This window comes from Niastella populi, assembly GCF_002078015.1.
Lineage (GTDB): Bacteria > Bacteroidota > Bacteroidia > Chitinophagales > Chitinophagaceae > Niastella > Niastella populi.
This window is the reverse complement of the sequence record NZ_LWBP01000199.1, coordinates 153,881-170,071: the sequence shown is the minus strand read 5'-3', so window position 1 is coordinate 170,071 and position 16,191 is coordinate 153,881. Positions and strand designations below refer to the sequence as shown.

Sequence of the window (16,191 nt, the reverse complement as noted above, 5' to 3'; positions counted from 1 at the left end):
GGGTTAAAGGAATGTATAATACCTTTGTAACCCGATTCACGGTAAATACATGAACTATGTTTAAAGACGCAACTTCACAGGAAATAGATAAAACACTGAACAACGCCTGGCAGGCCTTTCATCAGTACCGGAAGTGTTCGTTAAAAGAAAGAGCACAATTCATGCGCAGCATTGCCGCAGAACTGGAAAATGCAGGCGATGAACTGATTCAGACCGCCATGCGGGAAACCAATTTGCCCGAAGCGCGGCTGCGCAATGAGCGGGCGCGTACCATGTTCCAGTTAACCAGCTATGCCGACGCCTGCGAACGCGGCGAATGGCTGGAAGCACGGATCGATACGGCAAATACGACTAAAACGCCTCCCAAACCCGATATACGCAAAATGCTGGTGCCGTTAGGCCCCGTGGTAGTATTTGGCGCCAGTAATTTCCCTTTCGCCTATTCAACCGCTGGCGGCGATACAGCCTGTGCCTTTGCAGCCGGTTGCCCGGTTATTGTAAAGGCCCATCCGGCCCACGCACAAACCTCGGAAATGGTAGCGCAGGCTATTTTGAAAGCTGCTGAAAAATGCAACCTTCCCAAAGGCGTGTTTGCCCACGTGCACGGCGCTTCACAGGAAGTTGGAAAGGCGCTGGTTACCCACCCGCATACTAAAGCGGTTGGTTTTACCGGTTCTTATCTAGGCGGCAAAGCGTTGTTCGACTGGGCAAACCAACGCAAAGAGCCGATACCCGTATTTTCAGAAATGGGCAGCGTGAACCCCGTATTCCTGCTGCCCGAAAAACTGAAACAATCGGCCGCCGATGTGGCCAAATTGTATGCAGGCTCCATTACCCTGGGGGTTGGACAATTCTGTACCAACCCGGGTTTGATCTTCGGTATTGAAGGCGATGACCTGCAGCAGTTCATTACCACCCTGGGCAATGAAATAAAAGCCGTGAGCCCCGGTACCATGTTGCATGCCGGCATTTCGAAGAATTACGCCGAAAACAGGGCACGCGCCTTATCGCAGCAACAGGTACAAACAGTTGCCACAAGCGATGTACAACCTGCCGATAACCAGGGAATGCCTACCATAGCGTCTGCCACCGGCGAAGCCTTCCTCAACAACCCCGTCTTACACCAGGAAGTGTTCGGCCCCTATTCAATTGTTATCCGTTGTAAAGACAGCAACGAATTGCTGGAAGCAGTTCGTCACCTCGAAGGACAACTGACAGCCACCCTGATGGCAACCGATAATGATATTCTTCAAAACGAAGAACTGGTAGAAGCCATAAAAAATATCTGCGGCCGCTTTATAGTGAATGGTGTGCCCACCGGTGTGGAGGTATGTTTGAGCATGCATCATGGCGGTCCGTTTCCCGCAACTACCGATTCAAGGTTTACTTCGGTTGGGGCCGACGGTATTAAACGTTTTGCCCGCCCATTGTCATACCAGAACTGGTCAGATAACCTGTTGCCTGATGAGTTGAAGAACAGCAATCCGTTGGGAATATGGAGAACGGTGAATGATTCATTAACGAAAGACAGTTTATAGTTTATGGTTCTGCATATGCAGCTTTCTGTTAAATGGCTGCTGCCCGGGAATTTGGGCTATTGAAAATTAATAGCGAACACCAAAGCGCGGCAGCAACCACAAACAACAAACCATAAACCATAAACCATAAACAATAAACAATCGTTGCTGCTTTATGCGGCATAGAAAAATATTGCCATTACCAATTTTTAATTACTTTACTCCCGGTTCATGAAGAAAACTTTTTTCTGTATCGATGCACATACCTGCGGTAATCCCGTAAGGCTGGTTGCCGGCGGCGGTCCGGTACTGGAAGGAAAGAACATGAGTGAAAAACGCCAGCATTTTTTAAAAGATTATGACTGGATCCGCAAAGGGCTGATGTTTGAGCCGCGCGGTCACGATATGATGAGCGGAAGTATCCTGTACCCCGCGCATGACCCTGAAAATGATATGGCAGTTTTGTTCATTGAAACCAGCGGTTGTTTGCCAATGTGCGGCCATGGTACCATCGGCACCATAACTATTGCCGTTGAAGAAGGTTTGATTACGCCCAAAGTACCGGGTACCATCAGGCTTGAAACACCGGCCGGACTGGTGATGATCAGTTACAAACAGGAAGGCAAAAAAGTAAAAAGCGTAAAACTTACGAACGTGCCGGCATACCTGGCGGCAGAAGGCCTGAAAGTAACAGCGCCCGAATTGGGTGACCTGACGGTTGATGTGGCTTATGGAGGTAATTTCTATGCTATTGTTGATGTACAACCCAATTTCAAAGGGCTTGAACATTACGGCGCCGATCAACTGATCGCCTGGGCAAGGGAATTACGCAAAAGAATAAACGCACAATACCAGTTTGTACATCCTGAGAACCCAACCATCAATGGATGTTCGCATATTTTATGGACGGGCAGTGTGATCGATAAAAACGCTACCGCCCGCAACGCGGTGTTTTATGGCGACAAAGCCATCGACCGCTCACCCTGCGGTACAGGCACATCGGCGCGAATGGCGCAATGGTATGCAAAGGGTAAATTGAAGAAAGGCGATGCCTTTGTGCATGAAAGCATCATCGGGTCGCAGTTTGTGGGAAGAATAGAAGAAGAAATCCCGAATGCTTTCGGGATAGCTGGAAAACCGGCCATCCGCCCGGGTATAGAAGGCTGGGCAAAAGTGTACGGGTACAACACCATTACCATCGATCCGGAAGATGATCCGTATGCTTATGGCTTCCAGGTTATTTAAAATGGCGAGAAGTAAATAGCGGGGGGCTCGTGAGGAAGGCCGCAAATAATTTTGAGAATTACAGCCCTGCCAGCCATTTACCACTTGCCACTAGCTCTGTTCTTAAACAACCCAAAAATACACATGAGTAAACAGGTCACTATTATCGGAGGGGGCGTTATCGGTCTATGCTGCGCTTTTTATTTGCAGAAAGCGGGCTATGAAGTTACGGTTATAGAAAAAGGTGATATTACCGATGGTACTTCTTTTGGTAATGCCGGTTATGTATCGCCCAGCCATTTCGTGCCGCTTGCATCGCCCGGTATAGTAGCACAGGGACTACGCTGGATGTTGAGTTCAACCAGCCCGTTTTACATAAAACCCCGCCTCAATGTCGATCTTATAAAATGGTTGATGACCTTCTGGAAGCAGGCCAATGCACAAACCCTGCAACGCAACGTTCCCCCTTTAAATGATATTCTTCAGTTAAGCCGCGAGCTGACAGGCGATATAAAAAATGAACTGGGCAATCATTTCCGGATGCAGGAAGCAGGTTGCTTTATGTTATACAAGTCGGCCGCAGTTGAAAAACACGAAATAGAACTGGCCAAAGAAGCAGCACAATTTAAAATAGATACCCGAATATTGAATGCACAGGAAGTGCAGGCCATGGAGCCAGATGTACAGGTTGATGTAAAAGGAGGGGTTTTGTACCCGATAGACTGTCACCTGCATCCCGGCGATTTTATGCGCACGCTGAAAACCCATTTACAAAAAGCAGGGGTAAAACTGCAGTTGAATACAACGGTAACCGGTTTTGAGAAGAAAGGCAACACCATAACGGCGGTGATAACAGATAAAGGAAAGTTCAACTGTTCGCAACTTGTGCTGGCCAGTGGTTCGTGGCTGCCGGTAGTTAGCGAAAAGCTGGGCGTTTCGATTTTACTGCAGGCCGGTAAAGGCTATAGCATGACGTATGAGAACGTTGCCCGCAACCTGCGTTACCCCGCCATACTGGTTGATAAAAGAGTGGCCATGACGCCTATGGGCCCCGACCTGCGCATGGGCGGTACCATGGAGATCAGCGGGCTCAATTCGCCCATACTGGTAAAACGTGCACATGCCATTTACAATGGTGCCAAAGCTTATTACCCCGATCTGCCGGTAGATGTAATGCCAAAGGAAAAGATCTGGTATGGCCTGCGGCCGCTTACCCCGGATGGTTTGCCATACATCGGCAATCACAGCAAATACAACAACCTCGTTATCGCCGGCGGCCATGCCATGCTTGGTTTGTCACTGGCCGCCGCAACCGGAAAGCTGGTAGAAGAATTAGTTTCAAAGAAGAAAACCACGATAGATGTAAAAGCATTCAACCCCGAACGATTTTGAACGGTTTGGGGTTTGTAGTTTGTTGTTTGTGGTTGCTGCCGCGCTTTATGGTTCGCTGCGAATTTCGGCTCTCTGATAATCTCTGGCTGTAAGCGTTTACCGCGAGTCTGAAATAAAAGAACAACAAACCATAAACCACAAACCACAAACCGTTTTGTATCTTAGCCCCTCTAAATATGCTTAATATGAAAAAATACCTTATTTCGGGGGTGTTCATTGCAGGAACTTTTCTTTCGTATGCCCAGGAACACCAGCTTGTTAAAAAATGGGAAACAGATACGCTGCTGAAAGTACCCGAATCGGTTCTGTACGATGCTGATAATAAGGTGCTCTATGTTACCAATATTGACGGACAACCCTGGGAAAAAGACAATAAGGGCTCTGTTGGCAAGGTGGGCCTCGATGGCAGCATCATTACGGTTGACTGGGTAAGCGGCTTTCAGGCGCCCAAAGGAATGGCCCTGTATAAAAACAACTTATATGTTGCCGATGTAGATAAAGTAGGCATTATAGATATAAAAAAAGGCGTTCTTTCACAAACCATCCCGGTTGAAGGCGCACTGGCCTTAAACGATATCACCGTCGACAAAAAAGGCGTGTTATACGTTTCTGACTCAAAGAACAAAAAAGTACATCGTATCGAAAACGGCCAGGTTACCTTATGGCTCGATAACCTGAAAGGGCCCAATGGTGTTCTGGTAAAGGGAAAAGACCTGTTTGTGCTGGATGCCGGCGGTTTATACAAAGTTGAAAAAGACAAATCGCTCACTAAACTGGCCGAAGGCATGGAAGGCGGCACCGATGGGGTAGAACATGTAAAAGGTAACGAATATTTGGTAAGCTGCTGGGCCGGTTCTATCTGGTACGTAAACGGCGACGGCACCAAACAAAACCTGCTCGATACACGCGAACAAAAGATCAACACCGCAGATATTGGCTATGACGCCAAAAACAGGATCGTTTATGTTCCCACCTTCTGGAAAAATAAAATAGTAGCCTACGAACTAAAGTAAGAATGGAACGTTAAAAATGACGATCAGTTATGGCAATCGTGTGATTGATAGTACTTTTATGTTGCATTTCTTAATTTATGGATTGTAATTCTACCAATTTATCGTTCGGGCAAACCGGTTATTTTTCAAAGATCATCATCGATTATCTTAATCAGTCGCCTTCGTTACGGCCATTTTATACGCACCCGGTTTCGCCGGAAGGCATTGCCGCCGCTATACAGGCCCGGCAGTCGGCACAACCCGATCGCCATTTGCTGGTAAAAGAATTACAGGAACAATATAAGGGCGTTGAAACCGCAGAATATGTATCAAATAATATTCAAAGCCTTTTACAACCCAATACATTTACGATCACCACAGCGCACCAGCCGGCTATTTTTACCGGCAACCTGTACTTTATATACAAAATAGTACATGTAATAAAACTGGCCGACCGGTTAAAAAAAGAACATCCCGGTAATCATTTTGTGCCGGTATTCTGGATGGGCAGCGAAGATGCCGACCTCGACGAACTGGGGCATGTTTACCTCGGCGGCGAAAAGCTGGTGTGGGAAACAAAACAAACAGGCGCTGTAGGGCGTATGAACACGAAGGGGCTCGAAAAACTGATCCATCGCATAGAAGGCGAATTATCGGTTCAGCCCTTTGGTAAGGAGCTGATACAATTACTGCGCAACTGTTATTTACGAAGTTCCGATATACAAACCGCCACGTTCAAACTCATCAATACCTTATTTGCCGAATATGGGCTGGTCGTAATTATGCCCGATAACGCCAACCTGAAAAGGGTAATGGCGCCGGTCTTCCGCGATGACCTGCTGCAACACACTCCCGCAGGCGTGGTGAATAAGACCATCGAGCAGTTAACGCAGCAGGAACACAAAGTACAGGCGCATCCCCGCGAGATAAATTTGTTCTACCTGAAAGATAATGTGAGGGAACTGATAGCGCTGAATGGGGATAAGTACGAAGTGAGAAATACTACACTTAGCTTTAGCCGGGAAGAAATACTGGCAGAACTGGAAGCTCATCCTGAACGGTTTAGTCCGAACGTGATCCTGCGCGGACTGTACCAGGAAACGGTTCTTCCCAATATTGCCTTTATAGGCGGTGGCGGCGAAACGGCTTACTGGCTCGAGTTGAAAGACCTGTTCACCCATTACAGCACGCCGTTCCCGGTATTGATAGTGCGGAATTCGTTTTTGATAATAGAGAACAAGTGGCAGGAAAAGATCCGGCGGCTGGGTTTGAATGCAGAAGACCTCTTTCAAAGCGAACAACAATTGCTTACTGCGCTGGTAAGCCGGCACAGGAACGGGGAACTGAAATTGAAGAATGAACTGGATGCAGCCATTCGGGTATACGATCTTTTAAAAGACAAAGCTGCTAATATCGACAGGTCGTTGCTACAACACGTGGAAGCATTACAGGCCAGAACGCTGAAACCATTACAGGAGCTGGAAAAGAAAATGCTTCGCGCGGAAAAAAGGAAATATGAAGCCGAACAACGGCAGATACAGACCATAAGGCAGGCCCTGTTCCCCCGGAACGGTTTGCAGGAAAGGGTTGAGAACTTTATGCCCTGGTATGCCGGGTATGGGAAAGAGTTTATTCATATGGTATATAACCATTCACTAACATTAGAGCAGGCATTCACGGTAATACAATTTGCTAATTAGCTAATTATCCCATTAGCACATTAAAAAAAGCGCCATCCCGTATTATGGAATGGCACTGTTACTTTTTCTATACGTGTGAACTAAAACTTTCCCGAATGAAGCAAAAATAAAGGAGCCACTATGTATTGGCCTTCACAATCGGGAAAACAGTTTACGCAATTGGGAATAAACAATTAGCACATTATCGATAATGGAATGCAATTTTGGTGAGTGCCCCGCGGGGGCTTTGCAAATTATAGGGACTGCCGCACCTGGTGAATTAGCACATTAGCACATCATTCCTTTATTCGTACGGTAAACACACCGCTTTTTCCGACTTTACTACCATCTGCAAGCAGTAAGAGTTTTAACCGGCTGCTTTTTTCCGAGCGAATACAAACGGAAAGCATATTGAAACCGGAAAAATCACTGTTTGTTTCATTCAGATGGAACAGGGCATTTACCTTCATTTTTTTGCGCACCACTTTACGCGAAGCGTTCTCTATCACGGCAAGATAGCTGTCACCAGTGGACTGGTGCTCTTTATCATTGCTTTCAGATATTAAGGTAACAACCAGCCAGTCGTTTTTGTACGAATAGGTGAGGCCCGATAAACCTACTACCTGGTTCGACGTTTGGGGCAGATCGAAACTTACGGTAGTGATCTCGGCCTTGTCCTGGTTCTTCCAGAATTCGGCATCGGTAACGATGATATGATTTTCCGGTGCGGTTTTATGGTCGCGGTTACATAATATCAGTTTGCCGAGAACGATCGCGGCCGACTCGATATTTATAACGCCAACGGTTTCTTTTAACCGGTTGTAAAAATGTGTGATATCGTATTCTTCTTTGGTATAGTCATCGAGGTTAACCAGAATGGCTTTATGATGACTGTCTTTTACATCGAAACCCAATACCAGCAGGCGGGGAATGCTATTCACCTCAACTATGGTAGTTGCTTCGAAATCGGATTTTGTCCCGGGAAGTATTTTCGGATCATCGTACCTCAGTAACTGATGATTGGCGAGTGTTTGCCATTTTTTGTTGATGGCCATCATATCGCTGGCATCATCATCCACCAGGTACAGCGTGTCGTTAAAAAATTCAAGGTTTGAGCCAACGGGCAAATCCGGAATTTCTCTGTAGTCGAGCAATTTGAGTTTCATACCGTGCGCAAATTACAAGGATGAGCTAAGATTCCCTAATCAAATTTGTTTTCCCACCCTTGTTTTTTCAGATTTTCAACTTTTACCAATACCTCATCTTCCAATTTCTGCTTATAGGCTGCCACCTGATTTCCAATATGTTCATTAAAAGAACCAATTATGGAAGCCGCGAGGATGCCAGCATTTTTAGCAGCATTCAATGCTACTGTTGCAACTGGTATGCCATTAGGCATTTGAAGTATCGATAAAACGGAATCCCAGCCATCTATCGAGTTTGACGACTTAATGGGCACTCCAATAACCGGAAGTGGGGTCAGAGAGGCAACCATTCCCGGCAAATGAGCGGCGCCACCGGCCCCGGCAATGATCACTTTCAGTCCTCTTTCACGGGCCTTTGTAGCATATTCCATCATGCGCACCGGTGTACGATGAGCCGAAACCACGGTTAATTCGTACGCAATGCCAAAATCTTTCAATATATCGGCTGCAGCCTGCATAACCGGCAGGTCGCTGTCGCTGCCCATGATTATTCCCACATGTATTGTTTGTTGTTTATTGTTTGTTGTTTGTGGTTGGCTCATTTGCGGTCCCTGTTTTTAAATTTTTGCCCTTTGAATTTTGTTGAATTCAGGTATAATATAAAATTGGTCGTCTTTTTGGTCAGAATATCAGCATCCTGATATAATTCATTGAAAATTGCTTCTGAAATATATGCATTGTCAAATGAACGGTACAATTGCGATTTCAATTCTCCGGTTTCTCCTTTAGAGATCGATAAAGAATTTATGAATTCAAACCGGCTGCCCCTTTCAAATCCTTCCGCGATATTATCCATTATGGAACCGCTACTTCCGCGCATTTGATCTTTTAGCCTGAAATCCAATGCTAATGGTTCCTTAGTAGTTAAAGCATAAACCTTTTTACTTAAGGTCCTTGCCAATTGCCAGATCTCAAGATCTTCAAATTTTGTAATAGTTGCCATAAATACAGTTTTTAATGGTATAAATGGCTACTTCAAAACCTTAAACCCGTATTAAGATCTAAAAAAGAATAGTCTGCTGCCGGTGGAAAACAACCACAAACAACAAACTACAAACCACAAACATAATCTATTTCAACAAATCTCCCTTCAACCTCAACAATTCCGTTTCGGCCAGTTTTAAGTTGTACTGGGCGGCATAAAGACGGTTGCGGGCGTCCTGCAGGCTGAATTGCGCTTCGCGGTATTCGATAAAAGTGGCCACGCCCTGTTTCCATCTTTCCCGGGCAATGGATACGTTCTCTTCGGCCTGTACTATATTGTCGTTCTCAAGCGTGAGTAATTGCTTTTGCAGTTCATAATTCTTGAACGAATTGGTTAATCCCACATCAACCAGCGTGCGTTGCTTTTCATAATTGATCTTTTGATATTCCACATCGAGCTTCGCCTGTTTAATAAGGCGGCGGGTATTGAAACCATTCAGAATGGGTACATTCAACCCAAACCCATAATTGAAGCCCTTGTTCTGGTTGAAAAAGGGCTGGTTCTGGTTTACCACAACGCTGTTATCGGATCTGGTAAAATTGTAGGCCGAGTTAAAGGAAAGGGTAGGCCACAAACCGGCCCTGGCTTCCTTTACAGTGATATTGGCTATATCGATACTCTTTTTGGCAATCAGCAGGTCGAAATTGGTTTCCTCATACTTTGTGGCCAGTTCGCCATACTGTAATCCCATATTGGTTGGTATGGTATCGGCTACTTCAAACACCGAACCTGTTTTAAAACCTATCAGCTGGCTCAGCTGATCACGCAATTGGGCAATTAACGTAAGCTGGTTCAGCTGTGCCGCCCGTTGGGCATTGTAGTCAACTTTCGCCTGTAACAATTCAGGTTTGCTGCCAAGGCCCACCGACAATTTCTTATCGGCCAGTTTCATGCGTTCTTCGGTGAGCGACATCTGTTCTTCCACCGCCTTCAACTGCAGTTTTTGCCGAACGATATTATAGTAATTGTTGATCACCGCAGCCACGCTGTTCACGATCTGCCCTTTAACGCTTAAACCGCCCAGTTGCTCCAGTTCATACAGCCTTTCACGGGTAGCGAACATGCGCATACCGTCGAAGAGCGTCCAGTTAAGGTTAACCGAGTAGTTCATATTGGTGGTGCGTACGCCGTTACGGATAACCAGGCTGTCTTTGCCGGTGTTGCGGTTCTGAAATTTCAACTGTTGATTATTGGTGTTCCAGATCGCATTGGCAGCACCATTCACCTGTGGCAGAAAAGCGGCAAATGAATAATACCGGTCCAGCGCATAGGAAGTAGAATCGTTACGGGTCAGTAATATGTCGTAGTTGTTTTTCAAAGCAGCAGCAATGGCATCCTGAAGGGTAAGTTGCTGTTGCGCATTTGCCAGTACGGAACTGAAAAGGCAAATGAAGATTATTGAAACATATTTCATATAAGGAGAAACTGTTTGTTTATTGAAACTGTTACAGGTTCCAGGGAAATGGCTGTTTTAACCGGGTAACCCCGCAGCGCGGGGCAAGCCCTGAAACCTGTAACATGTAACCTGTATTTATGCTCTGCTAACTTCTTTTTCGTCCATCAGCTCCATTTCGCTTTTGTGTTTTTTGCGCGACAGGAACGAATAAACGGCCGGTACCACATAAAGCGTCAGGATCAGCGAGAACATGATACCACCTACAATTACAATACCCAGGGGTATACGGCTGGTTGATGCCGCGCCCAGCGACAATGCAATGGGCAATGCGCCCAGGGCCATAGCAAGGCTCGTCATGAGAATGGGACGCAAACGGGCGCTGGCCGCTTCAATTACCGCATCGCGCTTCGACATGCCCGCATGTTGTTTCTGGTTGGCAAACTCCACAATAAGGATCCCGTTCTTGGTAACGAGCCCCACCAGCATGATCATCCCGATTTGTGAAAATATATTAAAGGTCTGATCAAACAACCATAGTGACAGCAAGGCGCCGGCAAAGGCCAGGGGCACCGTAATAATGATGATAATAGGGTCTATAAAGCTTTCGAACTGGGCCGCCAGAACTAAAAAGATCAGCAGAATGGCCAGTCCCAATGCGAACATGATATTACCGGAGCTTTCTTCAAAATCGCGGCTGGCGCCTGCCAGTGCCGTTGAAAAAGTTTCATCGAGTAAAGGTTGGGCAATGTCTTTCATCGCCTGAATACCTTCGCCAAGGGTATGCCCCGGGGCCACACCGGCAGAAACCGTAGCCGATTTATACCGGTTGAAGTGATACAGGGTAGGCGGGGTGGTTTGCTCCTGCATGGTCACCAGGTTATCGAGCGAAATGATCTCTCCCCGGTTATTACGTACATAAATATTCTTAAGATCGGTGGGGTCGTCGCGGTCGTTCCGCGCTACCTGGCCAATCACTGAATACTGTTTACCGGCACGGTAAAAATACCCCAGCTGCAGGTTACTCAACGCCAGTTGCAGGGTTTGCGACACATCGGCCACACTTACACCCAGCTGGGCGGCTTTAAGACGGTCTATCTGTAAACTAACTTCCGGTTTGTTGAACTTCAGATCTACATCCACGCCCTGGAATGCAGGGTTCCTGTTTGCCTGTTCAAGGAATTTAGGCAATACCTCGGCAAGTTTATTGAAATCATTATTCTGTATAACGAACTGTACCGGCAAGCCAGCGCGCCGGTTCACCGAAATGGTTTGTTCCTGAATGGCAAATGCTTTACCGTCGGAGAATTTACTCAGGTTCCGGTTGATCATATCGACGATCTGCTGTTGTGAACGGGTACGTTCACCGGGTTCAGATAACGTTGCGCGAACAAAACCGGTATTGGTTGCGCCCGAACCGCTGAAACCGGGCGCGGTAACGGTAAGCACTGTTCTGGCTTCAGGAACCGAATCCATAACAAACTGCGCAAGCCGGTCAACATAGGCATCCATATAATCGAACGATGTACCCTCGGGCGCCGTTACCTGTAAACGGAACTGGCTGCGGTCTTCCAATGGCGCCAGTTCAGATTTTATGTTCCCGAAAATTAATACGATAAGCGTAATACAACCCAACACAATTATGCCGGCCACCCATCTTACACGCATAAACCGCTTCAACGAATTGTAGTAACCGGTTTCCATCCAGCGGAAGAAAGGCTCTGTCTTATGATAGAACCAGCCATGTTTATGCACATTGCGGGTAAGCTTTACGTTAAGTACCGGTGTAAGCGTAAGCGACACCACGGCAGAGATCAGCACCGCACCGGCTACCACAATACCGAACTCACGGAACAGCCGGCCGGTAAAGCCCTGCAGGAAGATGATGGGTAAAAAGATAATGGCCAGTGTGATGGAGGTTGCGATAACCGCAAAATATATTTCCTTCGAACCTTCTTTTGCCGCCTGGTATTTGTTCATTCCTTCTTCCATCTTTTTAAAGATGTTCTCGGTAACCACAATACCATCATCCACCACCAGGCCGGTTGCCAGTACAATACCCAGCAGCGACAATACATTCACCGTAAACCCGCTCAGGTACATGATGAAGAAGGCGCCAATCAATGATACGGGGATATCAACCAGCGGCCTCAGGGCTATCAGCCAGCTGCGGAAGAACAAATAAATGATCAGCACCACCAAAATCAGGGCAATGATCAGTGTTTCCTCTACTTCCGAGATCGACTTCTTGATGAATTTGGTTTGATCGAGCGCTATACCCAGTTTTATATCGTCGGGCACTTCTTTTTTCAGCTGATCGAGCCGTTTGTAGAACTCGTTTGAAATAGCAACATAATTACTTCCCGGCTGCGGCACCAGCGCCAGCGCTATCATGGGAATACGGCTTTCTTTCAGAATGGTTTCTTCATTCTCGGGGCCCTGCACTGCTTCGGCCACATCTTTCAGCCGGATATCGCTGCCATTTACATTCTTTACGATAACATTATTGAAATCCTCTTCCGTTGTAAGCCGGCCGAATGTACGAACCGTTAACTCGGTTGAATTACCGGTGATCTTACCTGAAGGCAGTTCCACATTTTCCCTGTTCAGCGCCGCCTGTACATCACCGGGTGTTAAACCGTATGCACTCAGTTTGGCCGGGTTGAACCAGATGCGCATGGCATACCGCTTCTCGCCCCAGATCTGAATACCGCTTACCCCGGGAATGGTTTGCAGCCGTTCAACCAGTACGTTGGTGGCATACTCGGTTATCTGCAGCTGATTGCGGGTATTGCTTTGCACCGTCATGGAAATGATGGCATCGGAGCTCGCATCGGCCTTCGATACCACCGGCGGGGCAGGAAGGTCATCGGGTAACGAGCGCTGCGCCTGCGACACTTTATCGCGCACGTCATTGGCCGCAGCTTCGAGGTCGATGCTCAGGTCGAACTCTACGTTGATGCTGCTTACTCCCTGGCTATTGGTTGACGTTATATTTCTTACACCCGCAATACCATTGATGGCTTTTTCGAGTGGTTCGGTTATTTGTGATTCTACGATCTCTGCATTGGCGCCAGGATATTGCGTTCGTACGCTTACGTTGGGCGGGTCAATAGCAGGATAATCACGAACGCCCAGGTAGGTAAAACCGATCACCCCAAACAGCACGATCAGGATGTTCAGTACCGTTGCCAACACCGGTCGCCGTAAACTCAGTTCCGAAATGTTCATGAAAATCGCTTATTGTACTTTGGTTAATTTAATTTTACTATCAGGGCGTATTGCCAGCAAAGCCGTTGTCAACACTGTATCTCCTTCCTTCACGCCATCCAGTACCTGCACATACGACGAATCGCGAATGCCGGTAGTAACTACGGCAAAATCGGCTTTACCATCTTTATAAACGATCACCCGTTTGTTACGCGCCTGCGGAATCACTGCCTGCGAAGGAACGATCAGCGAATGGTCGTTCTTACCCAACTGCAAATTCACTTTGGCAAAAGCACCGGGCACCAGCAGGTTGTGATTACCCTGTACTACCGCCCGTACTTTCAATGTACGCGTGTTGGCCTCTATGTTCGATTCGGTTGCCAATATCGAAGCATTGAATTTACTATCGGAGCCTGCGATATTGAAGTTCACCTTCCTGCCTTTGTGCATGGCTTCGCTGTATTTCTCAGGTACCGAAAACTCCAGTTTCAACTGGCTCACCTGGCTAATGGTAGTTATAAGGGTAGCCGGTGTAATATAGGCGCCATTGCTAATGCTCTTCAACCCTATACGGCCTGTATATGGCGCTCTTATTTCCGTTTTGCCGATATCGACTTTCACCAGTTCAATATCCGCTTTCAGGTTGCTCACCTGCAACTGGCTAAGGTCAACTTCCTGTTTGCTGATACCTTCTATCTTTAACAAAGCCTCCTGGCGTTCGGCTGTTTTCTGAGCGATCTCCAACTGCACCTGTAATTTCTTTAACTGTGCCTGCAGGTCACTGTCGAACAACTTTACCAGCAAAGTTCCTTTTTGTACAAAACTTCCTTCCGGAATATTTAAAGATATCACACGGCCCGAGATCTCTGGCCTGATCTCCGTAACTTCAAAAGGTAACAGGGTGCCGGGAATTTCAAGGTTCTCACTAAGGGCTTTTGTCTTTACAATAAATGCTTCAGCCTGTACGGGACGATTACCGCCGGTACGGCCGGCATTTCCTGCAGGGGCTTCTTTTTTTTCGTCTTTGCAGGATACAAAAATGAAGGACAGAATTATTCCAATTACAATCCGGCTTTTACGGTTCATCTGAGTGTTTATAGTTTGTTTTAGCGCAAAACAGGAAACGGCAAACGAGAAAAAATATTCCGTATTAATCCATTCTTAATCCGGGATATACTTTTCCTTGTTTACCGTTAAATGTTACTTGTTTCACGCCCGCAAAATTAATGTTTTAACTAAGGACCATAACCAAAAAGGGTATGAACGGCAGGCAGAACAGATACTAACTCACTACTTTTAATATGTTTTTAATCCTGTTCGCTTTATACGTTAAATCCTGTTTCTCTTTACTGACGATAGTTACATGCCCCATCTTGCGGCCGGGTTTGGTTTGTTTTTTACCATAGAGGTGAACGAATACATTATCCATTTGCAAAACTTCTACCAGGCCTTCATATTTCGCTTCTCCCTCAAAACCGGCAGCGCCTACAAGATTCACGATGGCGGCTGGTAAAATAGGATCGGTGTTCCCCAACGGATACTGTAACATAATGCGCCATAACATATCGAACTGCGAACTGTAATTGGCTTCTATAGTATGATGGCCACTGTTATGCACACGCGGAGCGGTTTCGTTCACGAATACGTCACCCTGTTTGTCGACAAACAGTTCAACTGCAAAAATTCCCGGGCTTTTCAAACCTTTTACTACAGCCAGTGAAATAGCTTCCACTTTCCATAATACCTTTTCCGTGAGTTCGGCCGGACTGATCTGGTAATCGAGCAGGTTGAGGCGGGGGTCAACGACCATATCAACAGGCGGGTAAAGAGCAGTTTCGTTTTTTTCATTGACGGCAATGATCATTGATATTTCGCGCTGAATGGTTACCATTTTTTCCAGTACGGCCGGCGCGTCGAAACCTTTTTCTATATCGGCAGCGCTATTCAGTAACTGAACGCCCTTGCCATCATAACCGCCTTCGCCCACTTTGTGAACGGCCGGCAGAAAGTTCGCATTGGCCCGCAGTTCGCCCAGGTTTTGGGTAACTACAAAGGCGGAAGTAGGAATTTGATGTTGTTTATAGAATTCTTTCTGATGTATTTTGTTTTTTATGGTACGAAGGGCTGCGGGGCGGGGGTATACCCGAACGCCTTCCTGTTCCAGTTTTTCAAGGGCATCCACGTTCACCGACTCAATTTCAATGGTAATGGCGTTCAATCCTTTTCCAAAATTGTACACATCATCAAAATTGCGGATATCTCCTTTTATGAAATGGTGGCATAAATGAGCTGAGGGGCATTGTTCATCGTTTTCAAGGATAAAGGTTTCAACAGGATAGTTGGCAGCGGCCTGTAATAACATTCTACCTAATTGTCCGCCACCAAGGATTCCGATTTTTTGCATGGTTAGTTTTTAATTAAGCGGCAAAGATAGGGAAGTCGGGGTGTAGGGGAAGAGGAGTAATTATTCTATATTTGCCGTATCAATACGAATGAAACCCGATTACCCACATAAGGTTTTTAACGATAAACGCATGGGCTACTGCCTGTTGATGGAGGCATTGGCCATGGGCAGCCCTTTTATGAAGTAGGAA

Annotated in this window: 12 protein-coding genes; 5 read left to right on the top strand and 7 right to left on the bottom strand. The window is 46.5% G+C overall.

The features are described 5' to 3' along the window. The first annotated feature begins 56 nt into the window (after positions 1-56). From A4R26_RS22235 to bshC, 5 genes are all read left to right on the top strand, one after another. Positions 57-1,538 carry an aldehyde dehydrogenase (NADP(+)) gene (locus tag A4R26_RS22235; RefSeq protein WP_081168640.1) on the top strand — a complete coding sequence of 494 codons (1,482 nt, stop codon included), beginning with the start codon at positions 57-59 and terminating at the stop codon, positions 1,536-1,538. Positions 1,539-1,748: 210 nt separating this feature from the next. After that, the gene (locus tag A4R26_RS22230; RefSeq protein ID WP_081168638.1) at positions 1,749-2,762 is read left to right on the top strand and encodes a 4-hydroxyproline epimerase; all 1,014 of its coding nucleotides are present in this window, start codon (positions 1,749-1,751) and stop codon (positions 2,760-2,762) included. Positions 2,763-2,885: 123 nt separating this feature from the next. After that, positions 2,886-4,133 (top strand): NAD(P)/FAD-dependent oxidoreductase, encoded by a 1,248-nt coding sequence (locus tag A4R26_RS22225; protein WP_081168636.1) that lies wholly within the window; start codon positions 2,886-2,888, stop codon positions 4,131-4,133. A gap of 185 nt (positions 4,134-4,318) precedes the next feature. Next, a complete protein-coding gene (locus A4R26_RS22220) occupies positions 4,319-5,146 on the top strand; it encodes an SMP-30/gluconolactonase/LRE family protein (protein ID WP_081168634.1) in 828 nt (275 codons plus the stop codon). Positions 5,147-5,223: 77 nt separating this feature from the next. Next, positions 5,224-6,825, top strand: a complete 1,602-nt coding sequence (bshC, locus tag A4R26_RS22215; RefSeq protein ID WP_081168632.1) for a bacillithiol biosynthesis cysteine-adding enzyme BshC — start codon at positions 5,224-5,226, stop codon at positions 6,823-6,825. A 275-nt stretch (positions 6,826-7,100) separates the two neighbouring features. On the opposite strand, the gene A4R26_RS22210 is transcribed toward bshC, so the two are convergent. The 7 genes from A4R26_RS22210 to A4R26_RS22180 form a co-directional block, all read right to left on the bottom strand. Then, entirely contained in the window at positions 7,101-7,970 is an 870-nt protein-coding gene (locus A4R26_RS22210; protein WP_081168630.1) for a DUF6929 family protein, read from the bottom strand. Positions 7,971-8,005: 35 nt separating this feature from the next. Then, positions 8,006-8,551, bottom strand: coding sequence for a 5-(carboxyamino)imidazole ribonucleotide mutase (gene purE / locus A4R26_RS22205; RefSeq protein WP_081168628.1), 546 nt, complete (start codon positions 8,549-8,551; stop codon positions 8,006-8,008). Further along, the gene (locus A4R26_RS22200; RefSeq protein WP_081168626.1) at positions 8,548-8,952 is read right to left on the bottom strand and encodes a four helix bundle protein; all 405 of its coding nucleotides are present in this window, start codon (positions 8,950-8,952) and stop codon (positions 8,548-8,550) included. The genes purE and A4R26_RS22200 overlap by 4 nt, the downstream gene beginning before the upstream one ends. A gap of 127 nt (positions 8,953-9,079) precedes the next feature. Then, on the bottom strand, positions 9,080-10,408 hold the full coding sequence (locus A4R26_RS22195) for a TolC family protein (protein ID WP_081168624.1): 1,329 nt from the start codon (positions 10,406-10,408) through the stop codon (positions 9,080-9,082). 117 nt (positions 10,409-10,525) lie between these two features. After that, positions 10,526-13,618, bottom strand: a complete 3,093-nt coding sequence (locus A4R26_RS22190) for an efflux RND transporter permease subunit (RefSeq protein ID WP_081168622.1) — start codon at positions 13,616-13,618, stop codon at positions 10,526-10,528. A 9-nt stretch (positions 13,619-13,627) separates the two neighbouring features. Next, positions 13,628-14,683: an efflux RND transporter periplasmic adaptor subunit gene (locus A4R26_RS22185; protein ID WP_081168620.1), complete on the bottom strand. Its 1,056-nt coding sequence runs from the start codon at positions 14,681-14,683 to the stop codon at positions 13,628-13,630. A gap of 196 nt (positions 14,684-14,879) precedes the next feature. Next, complete coding sequence (locus A4R26_RS22180; RefSeq protein ID WP_081168618.1) at positions 14,880-16,001, bottom strand: 5-(carboxyamino)imidazole ribonucleotide synthase; 1,122 nt, start codon at positions 15,999-16,001, stop codon at positions 14,880-14,882. Positions 16,002-16,191: the final 190 nt, after the last annotated feature.

Excerpts from the sequence above, each read along its gene's own strand:
- A4R26_RS22210 (WP_081168630.1), bottom strand. The coding sequence starts at position 7,970 with ATGAAACTCAAATTGCTCGACTACAGAGAAATTCCGGATTTGCCCGTT.
- A4R26_RS22200 (WP_081168626.1), bottom strand. The coding sequence starts at position 8,952 with ATGGCAACTATTACAAAATTTGAAGATCTTGAGATCTGGCAATTGGCA.
- A4R26_RS22235 (WP_081168640.1), top strand. The coding sequence starts at position 57 with ATGTTTAAAGACGCAACTTCACAGGAAATAGATAAAACACTGAACAAC.
- A4R26_RS22185 (WP_081168620.1), bottom strand. The coding sequence starts at position 14,683 with ATGAACCGTAAAAGCCGGATTGTAATTGGAATAATTCTGTCCTTCATT.
- A4R26_RS22190 (WP_081168622.1), bottom strand. The coding sequence starts at position 13,618 with ATGAACATTTCGGAACTGAGTTTACGGCGACCGGTGTTGGCAACGGTA.
- A4R26_RS22180 (WP_081168618.1), bottom strand. The coding sequence starts at position 16,001 with ATGCAAAAAATCGGAATCCTTGGTGGCGGACAATTAGGTAGAATGTTA.
- A4R26_RS22225 (WP_081168636.1), top strand. The coding sequence starts at position 2,886 with ATGAGTAAACAGGTCACTATTATCGGAGGGGGCGTTATCGGTCTATGC.
- A4R26_RS22220 (WP_081168634.1), top strand. The coding sequence starts at position 4,319 with ATGAAAAAATACCTTATTTCGGGGGTGTTCATTGCAGGAACTTTTCTT.
- purE (WP_081168628.1), bottom strand. The coding sequence starts at position 8,551 with ATGAGCCAACCACAAACAACAAACAATAAACAACAAACAATACATGTG.
- A4R26_RS22230 (WP_081168638.1), top strand. The coding sequence starts at position 1,749 with ATGAAGAAAACTTTTTTCTGTATCGATGCACATACCTGCGGTAATCCC.
- A4R26_RS22195 (WP_081168624.1), bottom strand. The coding sequence starts at position 10,408 with ATGAAATATGTTTCAATAATCTTCATTTGCCTTTTCAGTTCCGTACTG.
- bshC (WP_081168632.1), top strand. The coding sequence starts at position 5,224 with ATGGATTGTAATTCTACCAATTTATCGTTCGGGCAAACCGGTTATTTT.